The sequence below is a fragment of the Microbacterium sp. LWH7-1.2 genome (assembly GCF_038397755.1).
Lineage (GTDB): Bacteria > Actinomycetota > Actinomycetes > Actinomycetales > Microbacteriaceae > Microbacterium.
Genome location: NZ_CP151637.1, coordinates 289,838 through 305,799 on the forward strand (window position 1 = coordinate 289,838; position 15,962 = coordinate 305,799).

Sequence of the window (15,962 nt, forward strand, 5' to 3'; positions counted from 1 at the left end):
GAGGGATGCCGGCGCTCGATCTGACTCTTCCCTCAGCCGAACTCACTCGCATCATCTGCGACATTCCGAGCGTCTCCGGGGACGAGAAGACTCTCGCCGACGCGATCTTCGACCAGATCTCTGCCCTCGACCACCTTGACGTCTATCGCGACGGTGACACGATCGTCGCCCGCACCCACCTGGACCGGGCGCAGCGCGTCGTCATCGCCGGTCACATCGACACGGTCCCCATCAACGGCAACGTGCCCACCAAAGACATCGAAGTCGATGGGGCGCCCTTCATCCGGGGGCGCGGCACCGTCGACATGAAGGCGGGCGTCGCCGTGCAGCTGAAGCTCGCCGCCGAGCTCGCCGACCCCCGCGTCGACATCACCTGGATGTGGTACGACCACGAGGAGGTCGACGCGGACCTCAACGGCCTGACCCGGCTCGCCCGCACCCGCCCCGATCTGTTCGCCGGCGACTTCGCCATCCTCGGCGAGCCGTCGAACGGTGAGGTCGAGGGCGGCTGCAACGGCAATCTGCGCGCCATCGTCCGCACGCATGGGGTGCGCGCGCACAGCGCCCGGGCATGGATCGGCGAGAACGCGATCCACAAGGCCGCTCCGATCCTCGAGCGCCTCGCCGCCTACATCCCGCGCGACGTCGCGGTGGAAGGCCTCGTCTACCGCGAGGGCCTCAATGCGGTACGCATCACCGGCGGTGTGGCGGGCAACGTGATCCCGGACCTGTGCGAGGTGGAGGTCAACTACCGCTTCGCCCCCAGCCGCGACGTCGCCGAGGCGGCGAGCCACGTCCGCGACGTGTTCGCCGGCTTCGAGGTGGACGTCATCGATGCGGCAGCCGGCGCGCGGCCCGGATTGGACGCATCCCTCGCCGAGGAGTTCCTCGCCGCCGTCGGGGCTGAGCCCCGGCCGAAGTACGGCTGGACGGATGTCGCGCGCTTCAGCGCGCTGGGTGTGCCGGCGGTCAACTACGGGCCCGGCGACCCCCACCTGGCCCACCACGACGAAGAGCGCGTGCCGGTCTCCCAGATCGAGGCGGTCGAGCAAGGCTTGCGCGCGTGGCTGGCGAGCAGCTGACGTCAGCGCCCGTGGCGCACCCGTCCGCCGCGCGGACCGCCGTGCGAGTGGCAGCGATCTACGTCGCCGCGAGGATCGTCACCTCCCTGTTGCTGTTCGCCGCTACCGAGCTCTCCGGCTTCACATCGCGGATGGGCGCGGACGCCCGCCTCGGCGACACCGTCGTCGCGTGGGACGGCACGTGGTACTGGGTCGTCGCCGTTTCCGGATACCCGAGCCGTCTGCCGCTCACCGACTCCGGGCAGGTCGCCGAGAACGCGTGGGCGTTCCTCCCGATCTATCCATGGCTCGCACAGGCGGTGACGCCGTTCGGCCTCTGGCAGATCGGTGCCCTCATCGTCTCGCTCGTCGCCGGGTACGGGGCATCCGTCGCGCTCTACTACCTGCTGCGGATGCGGCTGGATGAGTCGGCGACGCTCTGGGCTGTGGCGTTCTTCGCCAGCGGCCCCCTCGCGGCGCTCTTCCACGTGGGCTACGCCGAGGCGCTCAACTTGTTCTGGCTGTTCTGCGCTCTGCTGGCCGTCGCCCGCCGACGATATGCGTGGCTGTACGCGCTCATCCCGCTCATGGCGTTCACGCGCCCCGGTGTGCTGGCGTTCGCGCTGTTCCTTGCGCTCTTCGGGATCTGGCGCTGGTTCACGCGGGCGCGCGAGCCGCTGCGCGGCCCGGAGATCGCCCACATCATCGCCGCAGGCCTCCTCGCCGCGATCTCGGGATTCGCGTGGCAGTTCATCGCGGGATGGGTCACGGGCGATCCGGACGCGTACCTTGCGACCGAGCTGGCGTGGCGGCGCAACTGGGCCCCCGGGGATGCGACGTTCACGCCGCTCGAGCCGTTCCTCGCGGGAGTGTCGTACTGGTTCGAGACGATGTGGCATCTGCCGCTCGCACTCGGCTATGCGCTCGTGGGCGGAGGGTTGCTGCTCATCGCGGTCGCCCTGATCGCCCTGCCGCAGGTGCGCCGGCTCGGCATCGAGATCCGCCTGTGGAGCGCGAGCTACCTCGTCTACCTCCTGCTCGTGTTCTTCCCGCAGTCGAGCATCTTCCGTCTGCTGGTGCCGCTCTCGCCGCTGTGGGGCGCGTTCGCGGTTCCGCGCTCGCGCGTATGGCGGATGGGCGTGCTCGCCGCGTGCCTCGTCGGCCAGTGGTGGTGGATCTACAACATGTATGCGCTGGGCAGCACCAACTGGCAAGTCCCGTGACCGGATCGGATGCCGCTTTCCCCAGGCGTGCCCGGGGCGTCGGCCCTCACGATAAACTTGACGTGCAGACCATCGATGAAAAGGAGCCGCAATGGCAGCCATGAAGCCGAGAACCGGAGACGGGCCGATGGAGGCCGTGAAGGAGGGTCGACTCATCATCGTGCGCGTGCCGCTCGAGGGAGGCGGTCGCCTCGTCGTCTCGGTGAACGACGCTGAGGCCAAGGAGCTCTACGACGTCCTGGGGGGCGTCGTCAACGCCGCGTAATCGCCCGTTGCGCGAACGGCCGGTCCGATCGGACCGGCCGTTCGCGTTTCCTCGTCCGAGCCTCAGGACGTGGCGACGGTGGTGAGCTGCAGCAGACCCTCGCCGGTGATCGACAGTGCGCCGATGACCGCGGGGGAGGCCTGCGTCTCCTGGATGAGCGAGCGGTACGAGGTCGTGACCGGGTCGCGGCGCACCGGATCGGCGACCGCGCCACCGGAGAGCACGCGGGGGACCAGCACCGTCCCGCCGGCGCGGACCAGGCGCAGACCGTGCTCGACGTACTCGATGACCCCCTCGGGATCCGCGTCGACGAGCACGATGTCGTAGGACGCCTCGTTCATGCGCGGCAGCACCTCCGAGGCGCGGCCGGTGATGAATCGGGCGCGTGCTGGAGGGATCCGGGCCTCGGCGAAGGCCTGACGGGCGGCGCCGAGATGCTCGGGCTCCTTGTCGATGGTGGTGAGGGTCGCGCGGGGGGAGCCGTGCAGCAGCCACAGACCCGAGACCCCCGCACCGGTGCCGATCTCGACGATGTTGAGCGCCTGAGACACCGCGGCGATGACCGCGCACTGAGCGCCGATCGCGGGGCTGACCGGTGCGGCGCCGAGCTCGAGCGCATGCGCACGGGCACGCGCGATGTGCTCCGGCTCGCTCGTCGCCTCGTCGACGAACCGCTGGTTCGCGTTCTGCTCTCCCATCGGAATCCTCCGCTCGTCAGCCTACGCGGCCGCACGGCGCTGGCCGCACAGGCACGGCGGTAATCTGAAGGCATGATCTTCGGCCTCACGATCGAGAAGCTCCTGCTGATCGGACTCGTCGCGGCACTCATCCTCGGTCCCGAGCGGCTTCCCAGGTATGCGGAGGCCCTCGCGGGGCTGACCAAGCGTGCACGGGCGTGGGTGACGACCGCACGGACGCGCGTGCGCGATGAGATGGGCGAGGATTTCGACGACGTCGACTGGCGCACACTCGACCCCCGCCAGTACGATCCCCGGCGCATCATCCGCGAGGCGCTGCTCGACGATGCTCCCGTCGCGAGCATCGCGGCGACCCAGGCGCAGGCTGCCCCGGTGCCGCCGACGACGCCGGTGCGGACGCCGTACCGCGTCCCGATCGACGGCCCGACTCCCTTCGACAGCGAGGCGACCTGACCCGCGCCGCGGTCAGCGCGGGCGGAACGGCAGAGCGCGCCCGGACAGCCCGCGGGGCGTCCGGGCCAGAGTCTCGGCGAGGCCCGAGATGGCGCGCGCCGCGGGATCGTCGGGGTGCATGATGACCGCCGGGGTGCCGGCATCCGCGTCCGTGCGCAGCGTCGGGCTGAGCGGGACCGAAGCCAGCAGGGGCACCTCGGCGTCGGGCTGGGACAGCGAATCGGCGACCGCAGCGCCGCCCCCGGCGCCGAACACGTCGATCTTCGTGCCGTCGGGAAGCGTCATGGCGGCCATGTTCTCGATGACACCGATGACGCGCTGGCCCGTCTGACGCGCGACGACGCCGCTGCGTACGGCGACGTCGGCGGCGGCGGCCTGGGGCGTCGTCACGACGAGCACCTCGGCGTTGGGCAGCAGCTGTCCGACCGAGATCGCGACATCGCCCGTGCCGGGCGGCATGTCGAGCAGGAGCACGTCGAGATCACCGAAGTACACGTCAGTGAGGAACTGCTGCACCGTGCGGTGCAGCATCGGCCCCCGCCATGCGACGGCGCCGACCGGCGCGTCGCCCTGGGCACGGCGCAGGAACATGCCGATCGAGATCACCTTCACCCCATGGGCGACCGGCGGCAGCATGAGGTCGTCGACGCGCGTCGGCTGCGGCACGGTGCCGTCGGCCGCGACGAGCCCCAGCTGGCCGGGGATCGAGAACCCGTGCACGTCGGCATCGATGAGTCCGACGGCGAGCCCGCGCGCGGCCAGCGCGGCGGCGAGGTTCGCGGTGACCGTCGACTTGCCGACGCCGCCCTTGCCGCTCGTGACGGCGATGACGCGCGTGAGCGTGCCGGGGCCGAACGGCATCTCGCGGCCGCGGCCGCCGCGCAGCCGCTCGGTGAGGGCGTGCCGCTCAGCCGGCGTCATGACTCCGACCTCGAGCGCGACATCCGTGATTCCCGACACGGATGCTGCGGCCGCACGCACGTCGGCCGCGATCCGGTCCGCGGCGGGACAGCCCACGATGGTCAGCGCGATCGCGACGTGTGCGACACCGCCGTCCACGGAGATCTCGCGGACCATGTCGAGCTCGCCGATCGGGCGGCGCAGCTCAGGGTCGGGGACGGCGCCGACGGCGGCGCGGACGGCGTCCGCGGAGGCCGGGCTCATCGTGCGGCGCCGTCGTCGGCCCCGGGCGTGCTCTCGAGCTTCTCGAGGAGGGTGCGCAACTCGGTGCGGAGCACATCGCGCGTGACGACCTGGTCCGCGAAGTCGTTGACGGCCATCCGCAGCGCGACGACCTCGCGGGCGAGGTACTCGGTGTCGGCGAGGTTGCGCTCGGCCCGCTGCCGGTCCTGCTCGATCTGCACACGGTCGCGGTCGTCCTGACGGTTCTGCGCCAAGAGGATGAGGGGCGCAGCATAGGACGCCTGCAGCGACAGGATCAGCGTCAGCAGCGTGAAGTTGGTCGCCGCAGGGTCGAACTGGAGCTGCGGCGGCATGAAGATGTTCCACGTCAGCCAGACGGCGACGAAGATCGTCATCCCGATCAGGAAGCCCGACGTGCCCATCGCGCGCGCGAACGCCTCGGAGAATCGACCGAATCGGTCGCTGGACGGCTGTGGGGAGCGCTGGAGCATGCCCGAGCGGCCGCGGGGCGCGTCGAGCGACGGCTGGCGGGTGTTGCGTGCCATCAGCGCCTCCTGCCTGCGCCGGACGGCTTGCCGAGAATGGTCGTGCTCGCGGTCGTGGTGGGGACGGATGCCGGGCGTTCATCCTCCTCGGCATCGTGCGATCTCCAGTCCTCGGGAAGGAGGTAGTCGAGCACGTCGTCGACGCTGACCGCTCCGACCAGCCGATGGGCCGGATCGACGACGGGGAGCGAGACGAGGTTGTACGAGGCGAGCAGCCGTGCGACCTCGGCGGCGGAAGCCGTCGCCGGCACGGGGTCGAGCGTGTCGTCGATGATCGCGCCGAGGCGCTCGTGGGGCGGGTAGCGCAGCATCCGCTGGAAGTGCACGGTTCCGAGAAGGCGTCCCGTGGGCGTCTCGTACGGCGGGAGCGTCACGAAGACGGCGGCCGCCAGCGCGGGGTGCAGCTCGTGACGGCGGATGAGCGCGAGTGCCTCGGCGATGGTCGCGTCGGCGGAGAGCACGATGGGCTCGCTCGTCATGAGCCCGCCGGCGGTGTCGGGACCGTACTTGAGGAGGGCGCGGACGTCTTCCGCCTCCTCGGGCTCCATGAGCTCGAGGAGCTCCTCCCGCTGATCCTCGGGCAGCTGCCCGAGGACGTCGGCCGCGTCGTCGGGCTCCATGGCGTCGAGGATGTCGGCGGCGCGCTCGTCGTCGAGGGCCTCGAGGATGTGGACCTGCTCCTCCTCGGGCATCTCCTCGAGCGCGTCGGCGAGACGGTCGTCGGGAAGCTCCTCCACGACCTCGAGCAGTCGCTCCTCCGGGAGGTCGAGCAGCGTGTTCGCGAGGTCGGCGGGGCGCAGCTCGGAGTATGTCGCGACCAGCTGCTCGGCGGACTGCGCCTCGCCAGGCACCTGGCGCTCGCGTACGGCGTCCCAGCTGGCGAACGTCGTCGGCCCCTTGGCGAAGGGCGAGGCGCTCGTCTTCGGCTTGCGCAGGAAGAGCTGGCCGACATCCCATTCTCCGAGGCGGTTGCGCTCGATGGCCACGTCTTCGATCACCGCGGTGCCCGACCCGTCGGCGAAGAACACCTTGCGGCCGAGGAGCTCCGCCATGACCCGCACCTCGCCGCCGCGCTGCTGGAAGCGGCGGACGTTGATGAGTCCGGTCGTGATGACCTGACCCGTCGCGATGGAGGTGACGCGACCGATCGACACGAACACGTTGCGTCGGCCGGGGATCTCGACGATGAGCCCGATCACGCGGGGTGGATCGTCTTTGCGATAGATGACGACGACGTCGCGGACCTTGCCGAGACGGTCGCCGGCGGGGTCGAAGACCGAGCACCCGGAAAGGCGCGCGACGAAAACCCTCTGCGTGCTCACACGTCCCAGCGTAGTCCGCGCGCCATGGGAGGATGGGGAGATGACCATGATGGGAGGGCGCTCTCCGCAGAGTTCCGACGCGGTCGGTCCGACCGTGGCGAGCTTCCCGACGTATGAGGCGGCGCAGAAGGCGGTGTCGTCTCTCATCGCGGCCGACATCCCGGCGCGCGACATCGCGATCGTGGGGCAGGGACTCCGCTCGATCGAGCGCATCACCGGCCGCCTGGGTTATGCGTCGGCCGCCCGCTCCGGCGCTGTGAACGGGCTCCTTCTCGGCCTGCTCTTCTCGGCGATCCTCGTGATCGGCTCGCCGTCCGTGCCGATCCAGGCATTCGTCGGCGTGCTCTTCGTCGGCATCGCCATCGGCATGCTGCTGAGCATCGTGGCGTACTCATTCGTGCGGCGCCGCCGCGACTACGCGTCGGTGATGCAGGTCGTGGCGGACCACTACGAGGTCACCGTCACCGATAACAGCGTCGGCCGCGCACGCCAGGTGCTCGGCCCGCAGGCGGCGGTCACACCGGTCGTTCCGACAGCCCCCGCGGCGCCTGCTGCCCCCAGCCCCGGCGCTCAGCCCGCCGAGCCGCCCAAGTACGGCGAGCGTGTCGCACCCCAGTCCGACGCCGAGATCGAGCCCGACAGCGAGGCCCCTGCGGGCTCCGTCAGCCCGACGACGCCGGACGAGCCCGCGGGTGCCGAGCCGGCGCCGCCCGCCGAGCAAGATGCGGCCGACGCCTCGCGCGCCGACGACAGCAAGCGCGCATGACCGCAGACGGTGGTTCCTCGCGGATCGCCGTCCCGCTCCCGAACGGGGGTGTCGAGGTCTCGGCGGACCTCGCCATGCCGTCGTCGGCATGGGCATTCGCGGCCGTGGCGCACGGCGCGGGCGCGGGGTATCGGCATCCGTTCCTCACCGGCTTCGCCGACGCGCTCGCGCAGGAGGGCGTCGCCACGCTGCGATTCAACTTCCCGTACGTGGAAGCAGGAAGACGGATGCCGGGACCCGCGGCGCACGCGATCGCGACGTGGGCAGCGGTGCATGCCGAGCTGGCCGAACGCGCCGCAGGCGCTCCCGTCTTCGCGATGGGCAAGTCGTACGGCGGGCGCATGGCGTCGATGGCGGCGGCCGAGGGCGACATCGACCCGGCCGGCCTCGTCTATCTCGGCTATCCGCTGCACCCGCCGGGCAGGCCCGACAAGGCCCGCACCGCTCATCTGCCTGACGTGCCGCAGCCCCAGCTCTTCGTGGAGGGGACCAACGACCCGTTCATCGACCCGCACGAGCAGCTCGAAGAGGCGGTCGCGTCCTGCCGGATCGCCGACATCGCCTGGATCGACGGCGGCGGGCACTCGTTCGAGGTGAAGGGCCGCAAGCGCCCGGCGGCCGAGATCGCGGCCGGCCTCGCACCGGGGGTCGCCGGATGGCTGCGCCGGACTCACTCGGGAGCAGGACCCACGTAGCGCCCCCGCGGTCGCAGGCGCATCGGGCGTTCGTCGTACTCGTCCACCGCGTGCGAGATCCAGCCGACGATTCGCCCGATCGCGAAGATCACCGACCCGGCGTCGTCGGGCATCTCCGCCCAGAGGGTGAGAGCGGCCAACGCGAGATCGAGGTTCGGCCGCATGCCGGCGCGGCGCGCCACCTCGTCCGCGACGGCGTCCACCGCGGCGAGCACGCCGGCGCTCTCCGGCGCGTCGCGCAGCAGCTCGAGGAGCACCGTCGCCCGCATGTCGCCGCCGGCATAGAGTGGCTGGCCGAAGCCCGGGATGCCGCGGCCGCCGTCGCGTACCGCACGCGCGATGGCCGTCGCGGGGTCGTCGCCATCCCGGACGGCGCGGAGCAGGTGCGCCGCCGCCCGGCTTGCGGTGCCATGCAGCGGCGCATCGAACGCGCCGAGTGCGGCGGTGACGACCGCGTAGCCGGAGGCGCGCGCCGAGGCGGCGACGCGCGCGGCGAGGGTCGAGACGGCGAGGTCGTGGTCGATGACGAGCACCAGCGCCGCGTCGAGAAGTCGGGATCCGCCCGGCAGATCGCGCGAAGCGAGTGCGCGCCACAGCGTCCGCGCGACGCCGGCACGCTCGTCGGCGCCGGCGAGTGCGGCGGGCAGTCCCGTCACGAGCCGTGCGCCCGCGCGCAGAAGCTGTGACGGATCCGGATCATCGCGCAGGGGGTCGGTGGCTGCGAGGGCCGACACCGCGACGAGCAGCCGGTCGAGCGGCCGGGCCGCCGGGCCCAGCGCCGCGATCGTGCGCCGGGCGACGGCGACGTCGGCGGGCGAGGGGGCGCGGAGCGTGGAGACGTCCCACACCCATGTCACGACGTCCTCGAACGACGTGTCGCGGGCCAGCTGCGCCGCCGACCGCTCGCGATAGTGCAGCTCGTCGTCGTCGATGTGAGCGAGCCGGGTGTCGAGCACCATGAGCGGGGTGCCGGGGGTCGGCGATCCGGGAACAGCTCCGGGGGAGCGCCGGCGCCGTCGCGCGAACGCCTCGACCTCCAGCGGATCGAACGACGAACCCGCGGCGTCGCGCTCGCGCGACAGAAGGCCTCGCGACACGTAGGCGTACAGCGACTCGGGTTTGACGCCGAGGCGGGCGGCCGCCTCGGCGGCGGTGAGTCGGGGAAGATCGCTCATGATGTTGATCCGATCAAGATTGACGAAAGCATGATCAAGTTCCGACACTGACTGTACGGGAAGGTCCGGCCAACGCGGCCGCGTCCTGGATCCCCGAGCAAGGAGCCGACATGACCAGCACGACACGCCGGACCCCGATCGATGCGCCGCGCGGCCTCGCCGGCGTGATCGTCGCCGACACCACGGTGAGCGACGTCCGCGGGGACGAGGGCTTCTTCCAGTACCGGGATCGATCGGCGATCGAACTGGCCGAGACGGCGAGCTTCGAGGACGCCTGGCAGCTCCTCGTCACCGGAGAGGCGGCGACGGATGCCTCGCGCCCGGCGTTCGCCGCCCGCATCGCCGATGCCACCACCGCGCGGAGCGCCGACCTCGGCGTGGTCGTCGACGCGGTGTCGTCGGCGACGCCGGATGTGCTCGCCGGGCTCGCGGCCGCCTGGCCGCTGCTCGGCGCGAGGCGCAGCATCCGTCCGCTCTATGATCTCGACGAGGATGAGCGTCTCGCCGACGCGATCGCGCTGGCCGCGGCGACGCCGCTGCTCGTGGGCGCGCTGTGGCGGCGCGGTCGCGGCGAGGGCGCGCTGCCCGTGCTGGATGATCGCGGAGTCGTCGCGAACTACCTGCACCAGGTCACCGGCGTCGTGCCCGCCGCGGCGACCGAGAGCGCTCTGACCGCCTACCTCGTCGCGGTCATGGACCATGGTTTCAACGCGTCCACGTTCACCGCCCGTGTCATCGCCTCGACGGGAGCAGATGCCGCCGCCTGCCTCGTCGGCGCCCTCGGGGCGCTGACCGGACCCCTGCACGGCGGGGCGCCGTCGCGGGCTCTCGACGGGCTCGATGCGGTGGGCGCAGCGGTCGGTATCGAGCCGTGGATCCGCGGCGAGCTCGCGGCCGGGCGCCGGCTCATGGGGTTCGGTCACGCGGTGTACCGCACGGCCGACCCGCGTGCCGAGCTGATGAAGCGCGTCGCGCGGCGGACCGGCGGGCCCCGCGTCGAGCTCGCGCTGCGGTTCGAGGAGAGCGCGGAGCGGCTGCTGGCCGAAGCGAAGCCGGGGCGCGAGCTGCACGCGAACGTCGAGTTCTGGGCGGCGCTGGTGATGGAGCAGTGCGGGATCCCGCGCTCGATGTTCACGCCGACGTTCGCGGTCGCCCGCACGATCGGGTGGACGGCGCACATCCTCGAGCAGGCGCGCGATCCGAAGATCGTCCGCCCGTCGGCCCGGTACGTGGGGCCCGCGGTCCGGGTGGCGGCAGCGTGAGCGCCGCTACCGCCCGGCGGCGTACCCCTGCATCCCGCGCGGGTTCGCCGCGCCCCACAGGACGCCGGTGGCGGCATCCCGCCCGACGGCGGAGACCCGGCCGAGTGCCCAATCGCCCGCTCGCGTGACGCGGTGACCGCGGCGCTGGAGCCCCTCGATCACCCCGTCGCCGAGCCGGTTCTCGACGACGACGCCGGCGGGGGTCCAGGTGCGCGGCCAGAACGACTCGGGCATCGAGGTCGTATGCAGCGCGGGCGCGTCGATCGCCTGCTGCGGCGCGTAGCCGCCGACGATGATGCGCAGCAGCGCGAGCAGCTGCCACTGATCCTGCTGGTCGCCGCCGGGGGAGCCGATCGCGAACTCTGGCGCGCCGCCCTGGAGCACCAGCGTGGGCGTGAGCGTCGTGCGCGGGCGCCTGCCCGCGACGAGGGAGGACGGATGCCCCGGCTCGAGCCACGTCATCTGCAGGCGCGTTCCGAGGCAGAACCCGAGGGCGGGAATCGTCGGGGAGGACTGCAGCCAGCCGCCCGACGGGGTCGCCGAGACGATGTTGCCCCATCGGTCGATGACGTCGAGATGACAGGTGTCGCCCTTCGTCTCGCCGGTCGGCGCCACGCGAGCTTCGCCGTGGGCGACCGTCGGCTCGCCGGTGCCCGCGGCGGGTGCGTCGTAGGTCGTGCGCAGCGGGGGACGGAAGGGTGTGCGGCCGGGGACCGCGCCGGGCCGGAACTCGGCCGAGGCGTGCGCGGAGATGAGCGACCGCCGCTCATCGAGGTAGTCGGCGGACAGCAGCGCGTCCAGGTCGACATCGTGGTCGCCGAACCACGCGTCACGGTCGGCGTATGCCAGCTTCTGCGCCTCGAGGATCGTGTGCGCGCCGGCCTCCTGCGAGGGATCCAGGAGGTCGTCGGCGAGCGGCTCGAGCATGCCCAGCGTCTGCAGCAGAGCCGGCCCCTGCGTCCACGCGCCAGCCTTCGCGATCGTGCGGCCCCGGAACTCCCGGGTGACGGCGGACTCGTAACCCGCGTCGAAGCCGGCGAAGTCGTCCGCCGTGATCACCGCCGCGTGCAGACCGCCGCCGGAGTGCCGGTGCGGCTGCGACAGGAATGCGGATGCCTCGTGCGCGACGATCCCCGTTTTCCACTCGCGCCGTGCGGCGTCGATGCGGGCGGCTCGGCCGACGGGTCCGTCGTCACGCACGGTGCACGACGCGTGCACGAGCGAGTCGAGCACCGCCGCGTATGCCGGGTTGCGCACGATCCGTCCGGCGACCGGGATCTCGCCATCGGGAAGCCACAGGTCGGCCGATGTCGTCCAGTCGTCCCGGAACAGGTCGGCGACGCGCGCGATCGTGGCGGCCGCGCCGGCCACGAGTGGGTGCCCGTCACGCGCATAGCCGATGGCGTAGGCGAGCACGTCGGCGAGTTCCCACGTGCCGTGGTCGCGCAGCAGCAGGAGCCATGCGTCGACCGCACCGGGCACCGCCGCCGCCAGGCCGCCGGCGCCCGGGGTGAGGTCGAGGCCCTCGCCCCGGTAGTGCTCGATCGTCGCGCCGGCGGGAGCCGGACCCTGGCCCATGAGGACCGTCGGGGACGCAGCATCCGTCTCCTGGAAGATCGCGACGAGATCGCCGCCCGGGCCGTTGAGGTGGGGCTCGACGACGTGCAGCACGAAAGCCGCGGCGACCGAGGCGTCGAAGGCGTTGCCCCCGCGCTCGAGCACGGCCTGCGCGGTCGCGGTCGCGATCCAGTGGGTCGACGCGGCCATGCCGAACGTGCCCGTCAGCGTCGGGCGCGTCGTGAAGGACGACGGAGCGGTGTATGTCGACAAGCTCAGTGGCCGATGCGAGGTTCAGCGGCCGCCGCGGGCGATCCAGGCCTCGACCTCGTCGGCCGTGCGGGGGATCGCAGCGGAGAGGTTGACCGGACCGTCGGCGGTCATGAGGATGTCGTCCTCGATGCGCACGCCGATGCCGCGGTACTCCTCGGGGACGGTGAGGTCGTCGATCTGGAAGTACAGCCCGGGTTCGATCGTGAAGACCATTCCCGCCGCGAGGATGCCGTCGTAGTACATGTCGCGGCGGGCCTGCGCACAGTCGTGGACGTCGATCCCCAGGTGGTGGCTCGTACCGTGCACCATATAGCGGCGGTGGTGCCCGCCCTTGTCGGCATCGAGCGCCTCCTCGGCGGTGACCGGCAGCAGCCCCCACTCGGCGACGCGCGTCGCGATGACCTGCATCGCCGCCTCATGGATCGAGCGGAACCTCACACCGGGCTTCGCCACGGCGAAGGCGGCGTCGGCAGCCTCGCGCACGGTCTCGTACACCTTGCGCTGGACGTCGGTGAAGCGGCCGCTCACCGGGAGGGTGCGCGTGATGTCGGCGGTGTAGAGGCTGTCGACCTCCACGCCGGCATCGATGAGGATCAGGTCGCCCGGCACGACGGCGCCGTCGTTGCGGGTCCAGTGCAGGTAGCACGCGTGGGGACCGGATGCCGCGATCGTGTCGTAGCCGACCGCGTTGCCGTCGCTGCGCGCACGCTGGTGGAAGACGCCCTCCACCACGCGCTCCCCGCGGGGGTGTTCCACGATCGCGGGAAGGTTCGCGACGATGTCGTCGAAGCCGGAGGCCGTCACCTGGACGGCGAGCTCCATCTGCCCGATCTCGTACGCGTCCTTCACGAGACGCAGTTCCGACACGAACCGTGTGAGGTCGTCGTCCTCGTCGAGCACGACATCCCCGTCGCCGGCCTCGAAGTCGTCGATGTGCGCCGTCGCGAGGCCGAGGTCGGACGCGACGCCGGCCAGCGCAGGCCGCGGCCCGATCCAGAACTCGCCGATCGAGGCATCCGAGTAGAACTCGCTCGTCGTGCGGTCGGCGCGCTCGCGGAAGTAGAGCGTGATGTCGTGGCCACCGGGCGAGCGGGGCTCGAACACCAGCACGGCGCCGGGCTCGGCGTCGGACGCCCAGCCGGTCAGGTGCGAGAAGGCGGAGTGCGCGCGGAACGGGTAGTCGGTGTCGTTGCTGCGCTGCTTGAGCTCGCCCGCCGGGATCACCAGGCGCTTGCCCGGGAACGCCGCCGACACGGCGTCGCGGCGAGCGGCCGTGAATATCGCCTGCGGGCGCGCCGGCGGAGTGGACTCGGGGCGCTCGGCCCAGCCGGTCGAGATCGTGTCGAGGAAGCCCTGACCGTACGGCTGACGGCGGTTCGTGCTGGTCGAGGTCGGCGTCGAGGTCTCGGTGGTGCTCGTGGCACCGGGGGACTGCTCGCTGGCTGCGCTGCTCATGCCTCCCAGTCTCGCACGGGCGTGGGAGCGCGGACAGTTCAGCCGGCGGGGTCGTACTGGACGATGAGCGGGCGGTGATCGGAGCCGGAGTCGTCGAGCGAGCGAAGCACGAGAGAGCCCGTCGCCCGCCACTGCCGCGTCGCCATCACGTGGTCGATCGGGGCGCCGAGGATGGCCGGCATGTCGGCCGCCCAGGTGCCCAGGGCGCCGTTGCCGGTCTCGGCTGCGGCATCGGTGCAGTGGCCGAGCGTGGCGCCGTCGAGCCCGAGACCCGCCATGTGGTCCACCGTCGCGTTGAAGTCGCCGGCCATGATCACGTTGCCGTTGCCGCACTGATCGGCCAGCCACTGGAGGTCGTCGCGCCAGTTCCGCATGTAGCTCGGGCGGGGCGCGACCGCGTGGACGGCGACGACGGTGGGCCCCTCGCCGGAGACCGGCATCGCGACGGCGCTCGGCACGGTGGAGGTGTTGCTGCTGCCGTCGAGCGAGGACTCGATGACGGCGTAGTCGCCGAGCTCGGGCGAGATCAGGAGAGTCGTCGAGCCGGCATCCCATTCCGTCGACGGATCCGACGCGTGGTGCGCCCACATGCGATGGCCGAGGTCGCGCATCGCGATGGCGACGCTCTCGCCGGTCTCGATGGTCGTCTCGGGGAGCGCCACGATGTCGGCGTCCATCGCGACCGCGATCTTCGCGATCGTCTCGGGCGGCGTCGCCGGGCCGGCGGTGTTCCATGTCATCACGCGGATGGACGCGTCGGTCTTGGCGGGAAGCGGGTCGCTGCCCAGGCCGCCACGGGTCGACAGCACCGCCACATTCGCGACGGTCGCAAGTCCCGCCACGATCGCGAGCGAGAGCGCGAACGCGCGGATCGGCCGGGCGACCGCGAAGAGGAGCGCCAGCAGTGCCGCGGCGGCGAACACGAGCGCGAGGATGCCCCGGAACGACACGATCTGGGCGATGGGATAGATGCGCTCGACTCGGAAGAAACCCGGGAACGTCAGCACCGTCGCTGCGATCGCGCACAGCACGGTGACGAGGATCCCGAGCAGGCGAAGCACGACGGCGACTCTATGCGAGCAGGCTGTGAGATCCGTCAGCGCACGCGGGCGTGGCAGGTTTCGCCCCGCGCTACGCTCGGAGGATGCCCGGACCCCAGCGTTTCGAAGGGCCGAGCGACCTGCACCTGCACTCGGCGAACTCCGACGGCACGCAGCCTCCCGCCGAGGTGATGGCGTCCGCCCACCGGCACGGGGTTCGCACGGCCGCCCTCACCGACCACGACACCACGTCGGGCTGGGCCGAGGCGGCCGAGGCCGCGACATCCCTCGGCATGACGTTCATCCCGGGCATGGAGCTGTCGGCACGCCACGAGTGGCGCAGCGTCCACGTGCTGGCGTACCTGCCCGATCCCGATGAGCCGGCGCTGCGTGCCGAGACCGCGCGCATCCGCTCCTCGAGACTGGATCGCGCGCGTCTGATGGCCGACCGGATCGGGCGCGACTACGACCTGGTGTGGGACGACATCCTCGAACAGACCACCGACGGCGCGACCGTGGGCCGGCCGCACATCGCCGACGCGCTGGTCGCGCGAGGCCTCGTCCGCGATCGGGCCGAGGCGTTCGCCGGCATCCTGAGCCCCCGCGGAGACTATTACGTCGCGCTGTACGCGCCGGATCCGGTCACCGCGGTGGGCCTCGTCGCGGGCGCCGGCGGAGTGCCCGTGATCGCGCACCCCGCCGGGCGCGCCGGCCTGCTCCCGATGCGTCTGATGGAACGGATGCTGGACGCCGGCCTCGCCGGCTTCGAACTGGGTCATCGCGAGAACCGCGATCCGGCGCTCACGACCCTGCGCGAGCTGTGTCGCGAACGCGACCTCGTCGTGACCGGCTCCAGCGACTATCACGGCCTGGGCAAGCCCAATCAGCCCGGCGAGAACACCACGACCGACGAGATGGTGTCGCGCGTCATCGCCATGGCGAACGGAAGCGCCCCCGTCTACCCGTGAGGGCCGACGAGGGCGCTTGCGCAACCCGCGGCTGCCGCGGGTCGGATCGTGACGATCGGCG

Annotated in this window: 16 protein-coding genes; 8 read left to right on the top strand and 8 right to left on the bottom strand. The window is 71.8% G+C overall.

Annotated elements, in window-relative coordinates; translation table 11 throughout:
* Positions 1-5: 5 nt before the first annotated feature.
* The 3 genes from dapE to MRBLWH7_RS01355 all read left to right on the top strand — a co-directional run bounded on the left by dapE (position 6) and on the right by MRBLWH7_RS01355 (position 2,549).
* Complete coding sequence (gene dapE / locus MRBLWH7_RS01345) at positions 6-1,082, top strand: succinyl-diaminopimelate desuccinylase (protein WP_341998428.1); 1,077 nt, start codon at positions 6-8, stop codon at positions 1,080-1,082.
* A complete protein-coding gene (locus MRBLWH7_RS01350) occupies positions 1,064-2,284 on the top strand; it encodes a hypothetical protein (protein WP_341998430.1) in 1,221 nt (406 codons plus the stop codon). The genes dapE and MRBLWH7_RS01350 overlap by 19 nt, the downstream gene beginning before the upstream one ends.
* A gap of 91 nt (positions 2,285-2,375) precedes the next feature.
* Entirely contained in the window at positions 2,376-2,549 is a 174-nt protein-coding gene (locus MRBLWH7_RS01355) for a DUF3117 domain-containing protein (RefSeq protein ID WP_019179788.1), read from the top strand.
* A gap of 62 nt (positions 2,550-2,611) precedes the next feature.
* On the opposite strand, the gene MRBLWH7_RS01360 is transcribed toward MRBLWH7_RS01355, so the two are convergent.
* Complete coding sequence (locus MRBLWH7_RS01360; protein WP_341998440.1) at positions 2,612-3,247, bottom strand: class I SAM-dependent methyltransferase; 636 nt, start codon at positions 3,245-3,247, stop codon at positions 2,612-2,614.
* A 72-nt stretch (positions 3,248-3,319) separates the two neighbouring features.
* On the opposite strand from MRBLWH7_RS01360, the gene MRBLWH7_RS01365 reads away from it, so the two are divergent.
* Positions 3,320-3,700 (top strand): Sec-independent protein translocase TatB, encoded by a 381-nt coding sequence (locus MRBLWH7_RS01365; protein ID WP_341998442.1) that lies wholly within the window; start codon positions 3,320-3,322, stop codon positions 3,698-3,700.
* 12 nt (positions 3,701-3,712) lie between these two features.
* Here the strand turns inward: MRBLWH7_RS01365 and MRBLWH7_RS01370 are convergent, their stop codons facing one another.
* The 3 genes from MRBLWH7_RS01370 to MRBLWH7_RS01380 are packed head-to-tail and all read right to left on the bottom strand — an operon-like array spanning position 3,713 to position 6,710.
* Positions 3,713-4,864: a P-loop NTPase gene (locus MRBLWH7_RS01370; protein ID WP_341998444.1), complete on the bottom strand. Its 1,152-nt coding sequence runs from the start codon at positions 4,862-4,864 to the stop codon at positions 3,713-3,715.
* On the bottom strand, positions 4,861-5,388 hold the full coding sequence (locus tag MRBLWH7_RS01375) for a DUF1003 domain-containing protein (RefSeq protein ID WP_341998446.1): 528 nt from the start codon (positions 5,386-5,388) through the stop codon (positions 4,861-4,863). The genes MRBLWH7_RS01370 and MRBLWH7_RS01375 overlap by 4 nt, the downstream gene beginning before the upstream one ends.
* Positions 5,388-6,710, bottom strand: coding sequence for a CBS domain-containing protein (locus MRBLWH7_RS01380; RefSeq protein WP_341998448.1), 1,323 nt, complete (start codon positions 6,708-6,710; stop codon positions 5,388-5,390). The genes MRBLWH7_RS01375 and MRBLWH7_RS01380 overlap by 1 nt, the downstream gene beginning before the upstream one ends.
* A 40-nt stretch (positions 6,711-6,750) precedes the next feature.
* Between MRBLWH7_RS01380 and MRBLWH7_RS01385 the strand changes: the two genes are divergently transcribed.
* Positions 6,751-7,476: a general stress protein gene (locus MRBLWH7_RS01385; protein ID WP_341998450.1), complete on the top strand. Its 726-nt coding sequence runs from the start codon at positions 6,751-6,753 to the stop codon at positions 7,474-7,476.
* Positions 7,473-8,171 carry an alpha/beta family hydrolase gene (locus MRBLWH7_RS01390; RefSeq protein WP_341998452.1) on the top strand — a complete coding sequence of 233 codons (699 nt, stop codon included), beginning with the start codon at positions 7,473-7,475 and terminating at the stop codon, positions 8,169-8,171. Before MRBLWH7_RS01385 ends, MRBLWH7_RS01390 begins: the two co-directional genes overlap by 4 nt.
* Here the strand turns inward: MRBLWH7_RS01390 and MRBLWH7_RS01395 are convergent.
* The gene (locus MRBLWH7_RS01395; RefSeq protein WP_341998454.1) at positions 8,147-9,346 is read right to left on the bottom strand and encodes a citrate synthase; all 1,200 of its coding nucleotides are present in this window, start codon (positions 9,344-9,346) and stop codon (positions 8,147-8,149) included. The two genes, MRBLWH7_RS01390 and MRBLWH7_RS01395, sit on opposite strands and share 25 nt — an antisense overlap.
* 110 nt (positions 9,347-9,456) lie before the next feature.
* Here MRBLWH7_RS01395 and MRBLWH7_RS01400 point away from each other — a divergent pair, with 110 nt between their 5' ends.
* Positions 9,457-10,608: a citrate/2-methylcitrate synthase gene (locus MRBLWH7_RS01400; protein WP_341998456.1), complete on the top strand. Its 1,152-nt coding sequence runs from the start codon at positions 9,457-9,459 to the stop codon at positions 10,606-10,608.
* A gap of 6 nt (positions 10,609-10,614) precedes the next feature.
* On the opposite strand, the gene MRBLWH7_RS01405 is transcribed toward MRBLWH7_RS01400, so the two are convergent.
* From MRBLWH7_RS01405 to MRBLWH7_RS01415, 3 genes are all read right to left on the bottom strand, one after another.
* Positions 10,615-12,375: a gamma-glutamyltransferase gene (locus MRBLWH7_RS01405; protein WP_342001855.1), complete on the bottom strand. Its 1,761-nt coding sequence runs from the start codon at positions 12,373-12,375 to the stop codon at positions 10,615-10,617.
* A gap of 84 nt (positions 12,376-12,459) precedes the next feature.
* The gene (locus MRBLWH7_RS01410) at positions 12,460-13,893 is read right to left on the bottom strand and encodes an aminopeptidase P family protein (RefSeq protein ID WP_341998458.1); all 1,434 of its coding nucleotides are present in this window, start codon (positions 13,891-13,893) and stop codon (positions 12,460-12,462) included.
* Positions 13,894-13,931: 38 nt separating this feature from the next.
* Entirely contained in the window at positions 13,932-14,954 is a 1,023-nt protein-coding gene (locus MRBLWH7_RS01415; RefSeq protein ID WP_341998460.1) for an endonuclease/exonuclease/phosphatase family protein, read from the bottom strand.
* 83 nt (positions 14,955-15,037) lie between these two features.
* Between MRBLWH7_RS01415 and MRBLWH7_RS01420 the strand changes: the two genes are divergently transcribed.
* A complete protein-coding gene (locus MRBLWH7_RS01420; RefSeq protein ID WP_341998461.1) occupies positions 15,038-15,901 on the top strand; it encodes a PHP domain-containing protein in 864 nt (287 codons plus the stop codon).
* The last annotated feature ends 61 nt before the right edge of the window (positions 15,902-15,962 follow it).

Excerpts from the sequence above, each read along its gene's own strand:
- MRBLWH7_RS01375 (WP_341998446.1), bottom strand. The coding sequence starts at position 5,388 with ATGGCACGCAACACCCGCCAGCCGTCGCTCGACGCGCCCCGCGGCCGC.
- dapE (WP_341998428.1), top strand. The coding sequence starts at position 6 with ATGCCGGCGCTCGATCTGACTCTTCCCTCAGCCGAACTCACTCGCATC.
- MRBLWH7_RS01360 (WP_341998440.1), bottom strand. The coding sequence starts at position 3,247 with ATGGGAGAGCAGAACGCGAACCAGCGGTTCGTCGACGAGGCGACGAGC.
- MRBLWH7_RS01365 (WP_341998442.1), top strand. The coding sequence starts at position 3,320 with ATGATCTTCGGCCTCACGATCGAGAAGCTCCTGCTGATCGGACTCGTC.
- MRBLWH7_RS01395 (WP_341998454.1), bottom strand. The coding sequence starts at position 9,346 with ATGAGCGATCTTCCCCGACTCACCGCCGCCGAGGCGGCCGCCCGCCTC.
- MRBLWH7_RS01370 (WP_341998444.1), bottom strand. The coding sequence starts at position 4,864 with ATGAGCCCGGCCTCCGCGGACGCCGTCCGCGCCGCCGTCGGCGCCGTC.
- MRBLWH7_RS01410 (WP_341998458.1), bottom strand. The coding sequence starts at position 13,893 with ATGAGCAGCGCAGCCAGCGAGCAGTCCCCCGGTGCCACGAGCACCACC.
- MRBLWH7_RS01355 (WP_019179788.1), top strand. The coding sequence starts at position 2,376 with ATGGCAGCCATGAAGCCGAGAACCGGAGACGGGCCGATGGAGGCCGTG.
- MRBLWH7_RS01405 (WP_342001855.1), bottom strand. The coding sequence starts at position 12,375 with ATGGCCGCGTCGACCCACTGGATCGCGACCGCGACCGCGCAGGCCGTG.
- MRBLWH7_RS01400 (WP_341998456.1), top strand. The coding sequence starts at position 9,457 with ATGACCAGCACGACACGCCGGACCCCGATCGATGCGCCGCGCGGCCTC.
- MRBLWH7_RS01385 (WP_341998450.1), top strand. The coding sequence starts at position 6,751 with ATGACCATGATGGGAGGGCGCTCTCCGCAGAGTTCCGACGCGGTCGGT.
- MRBLWH7_RS01390 (WP_341998452.1), top strand. The coding sequence starts at position 7,473 with ATGACCGCAGACGGTGGTTCCTCGCGGATCGCCGTCCCGCTCCCGAAC.
- MRBLWH7_RS01420 (WP_341998461.1), top strand. The coding sequence starts at position 15,038 with ATGCCCGGACCCCAGCGTTTCGAAGGGCCGAGCGACCTGCACCTGCAC.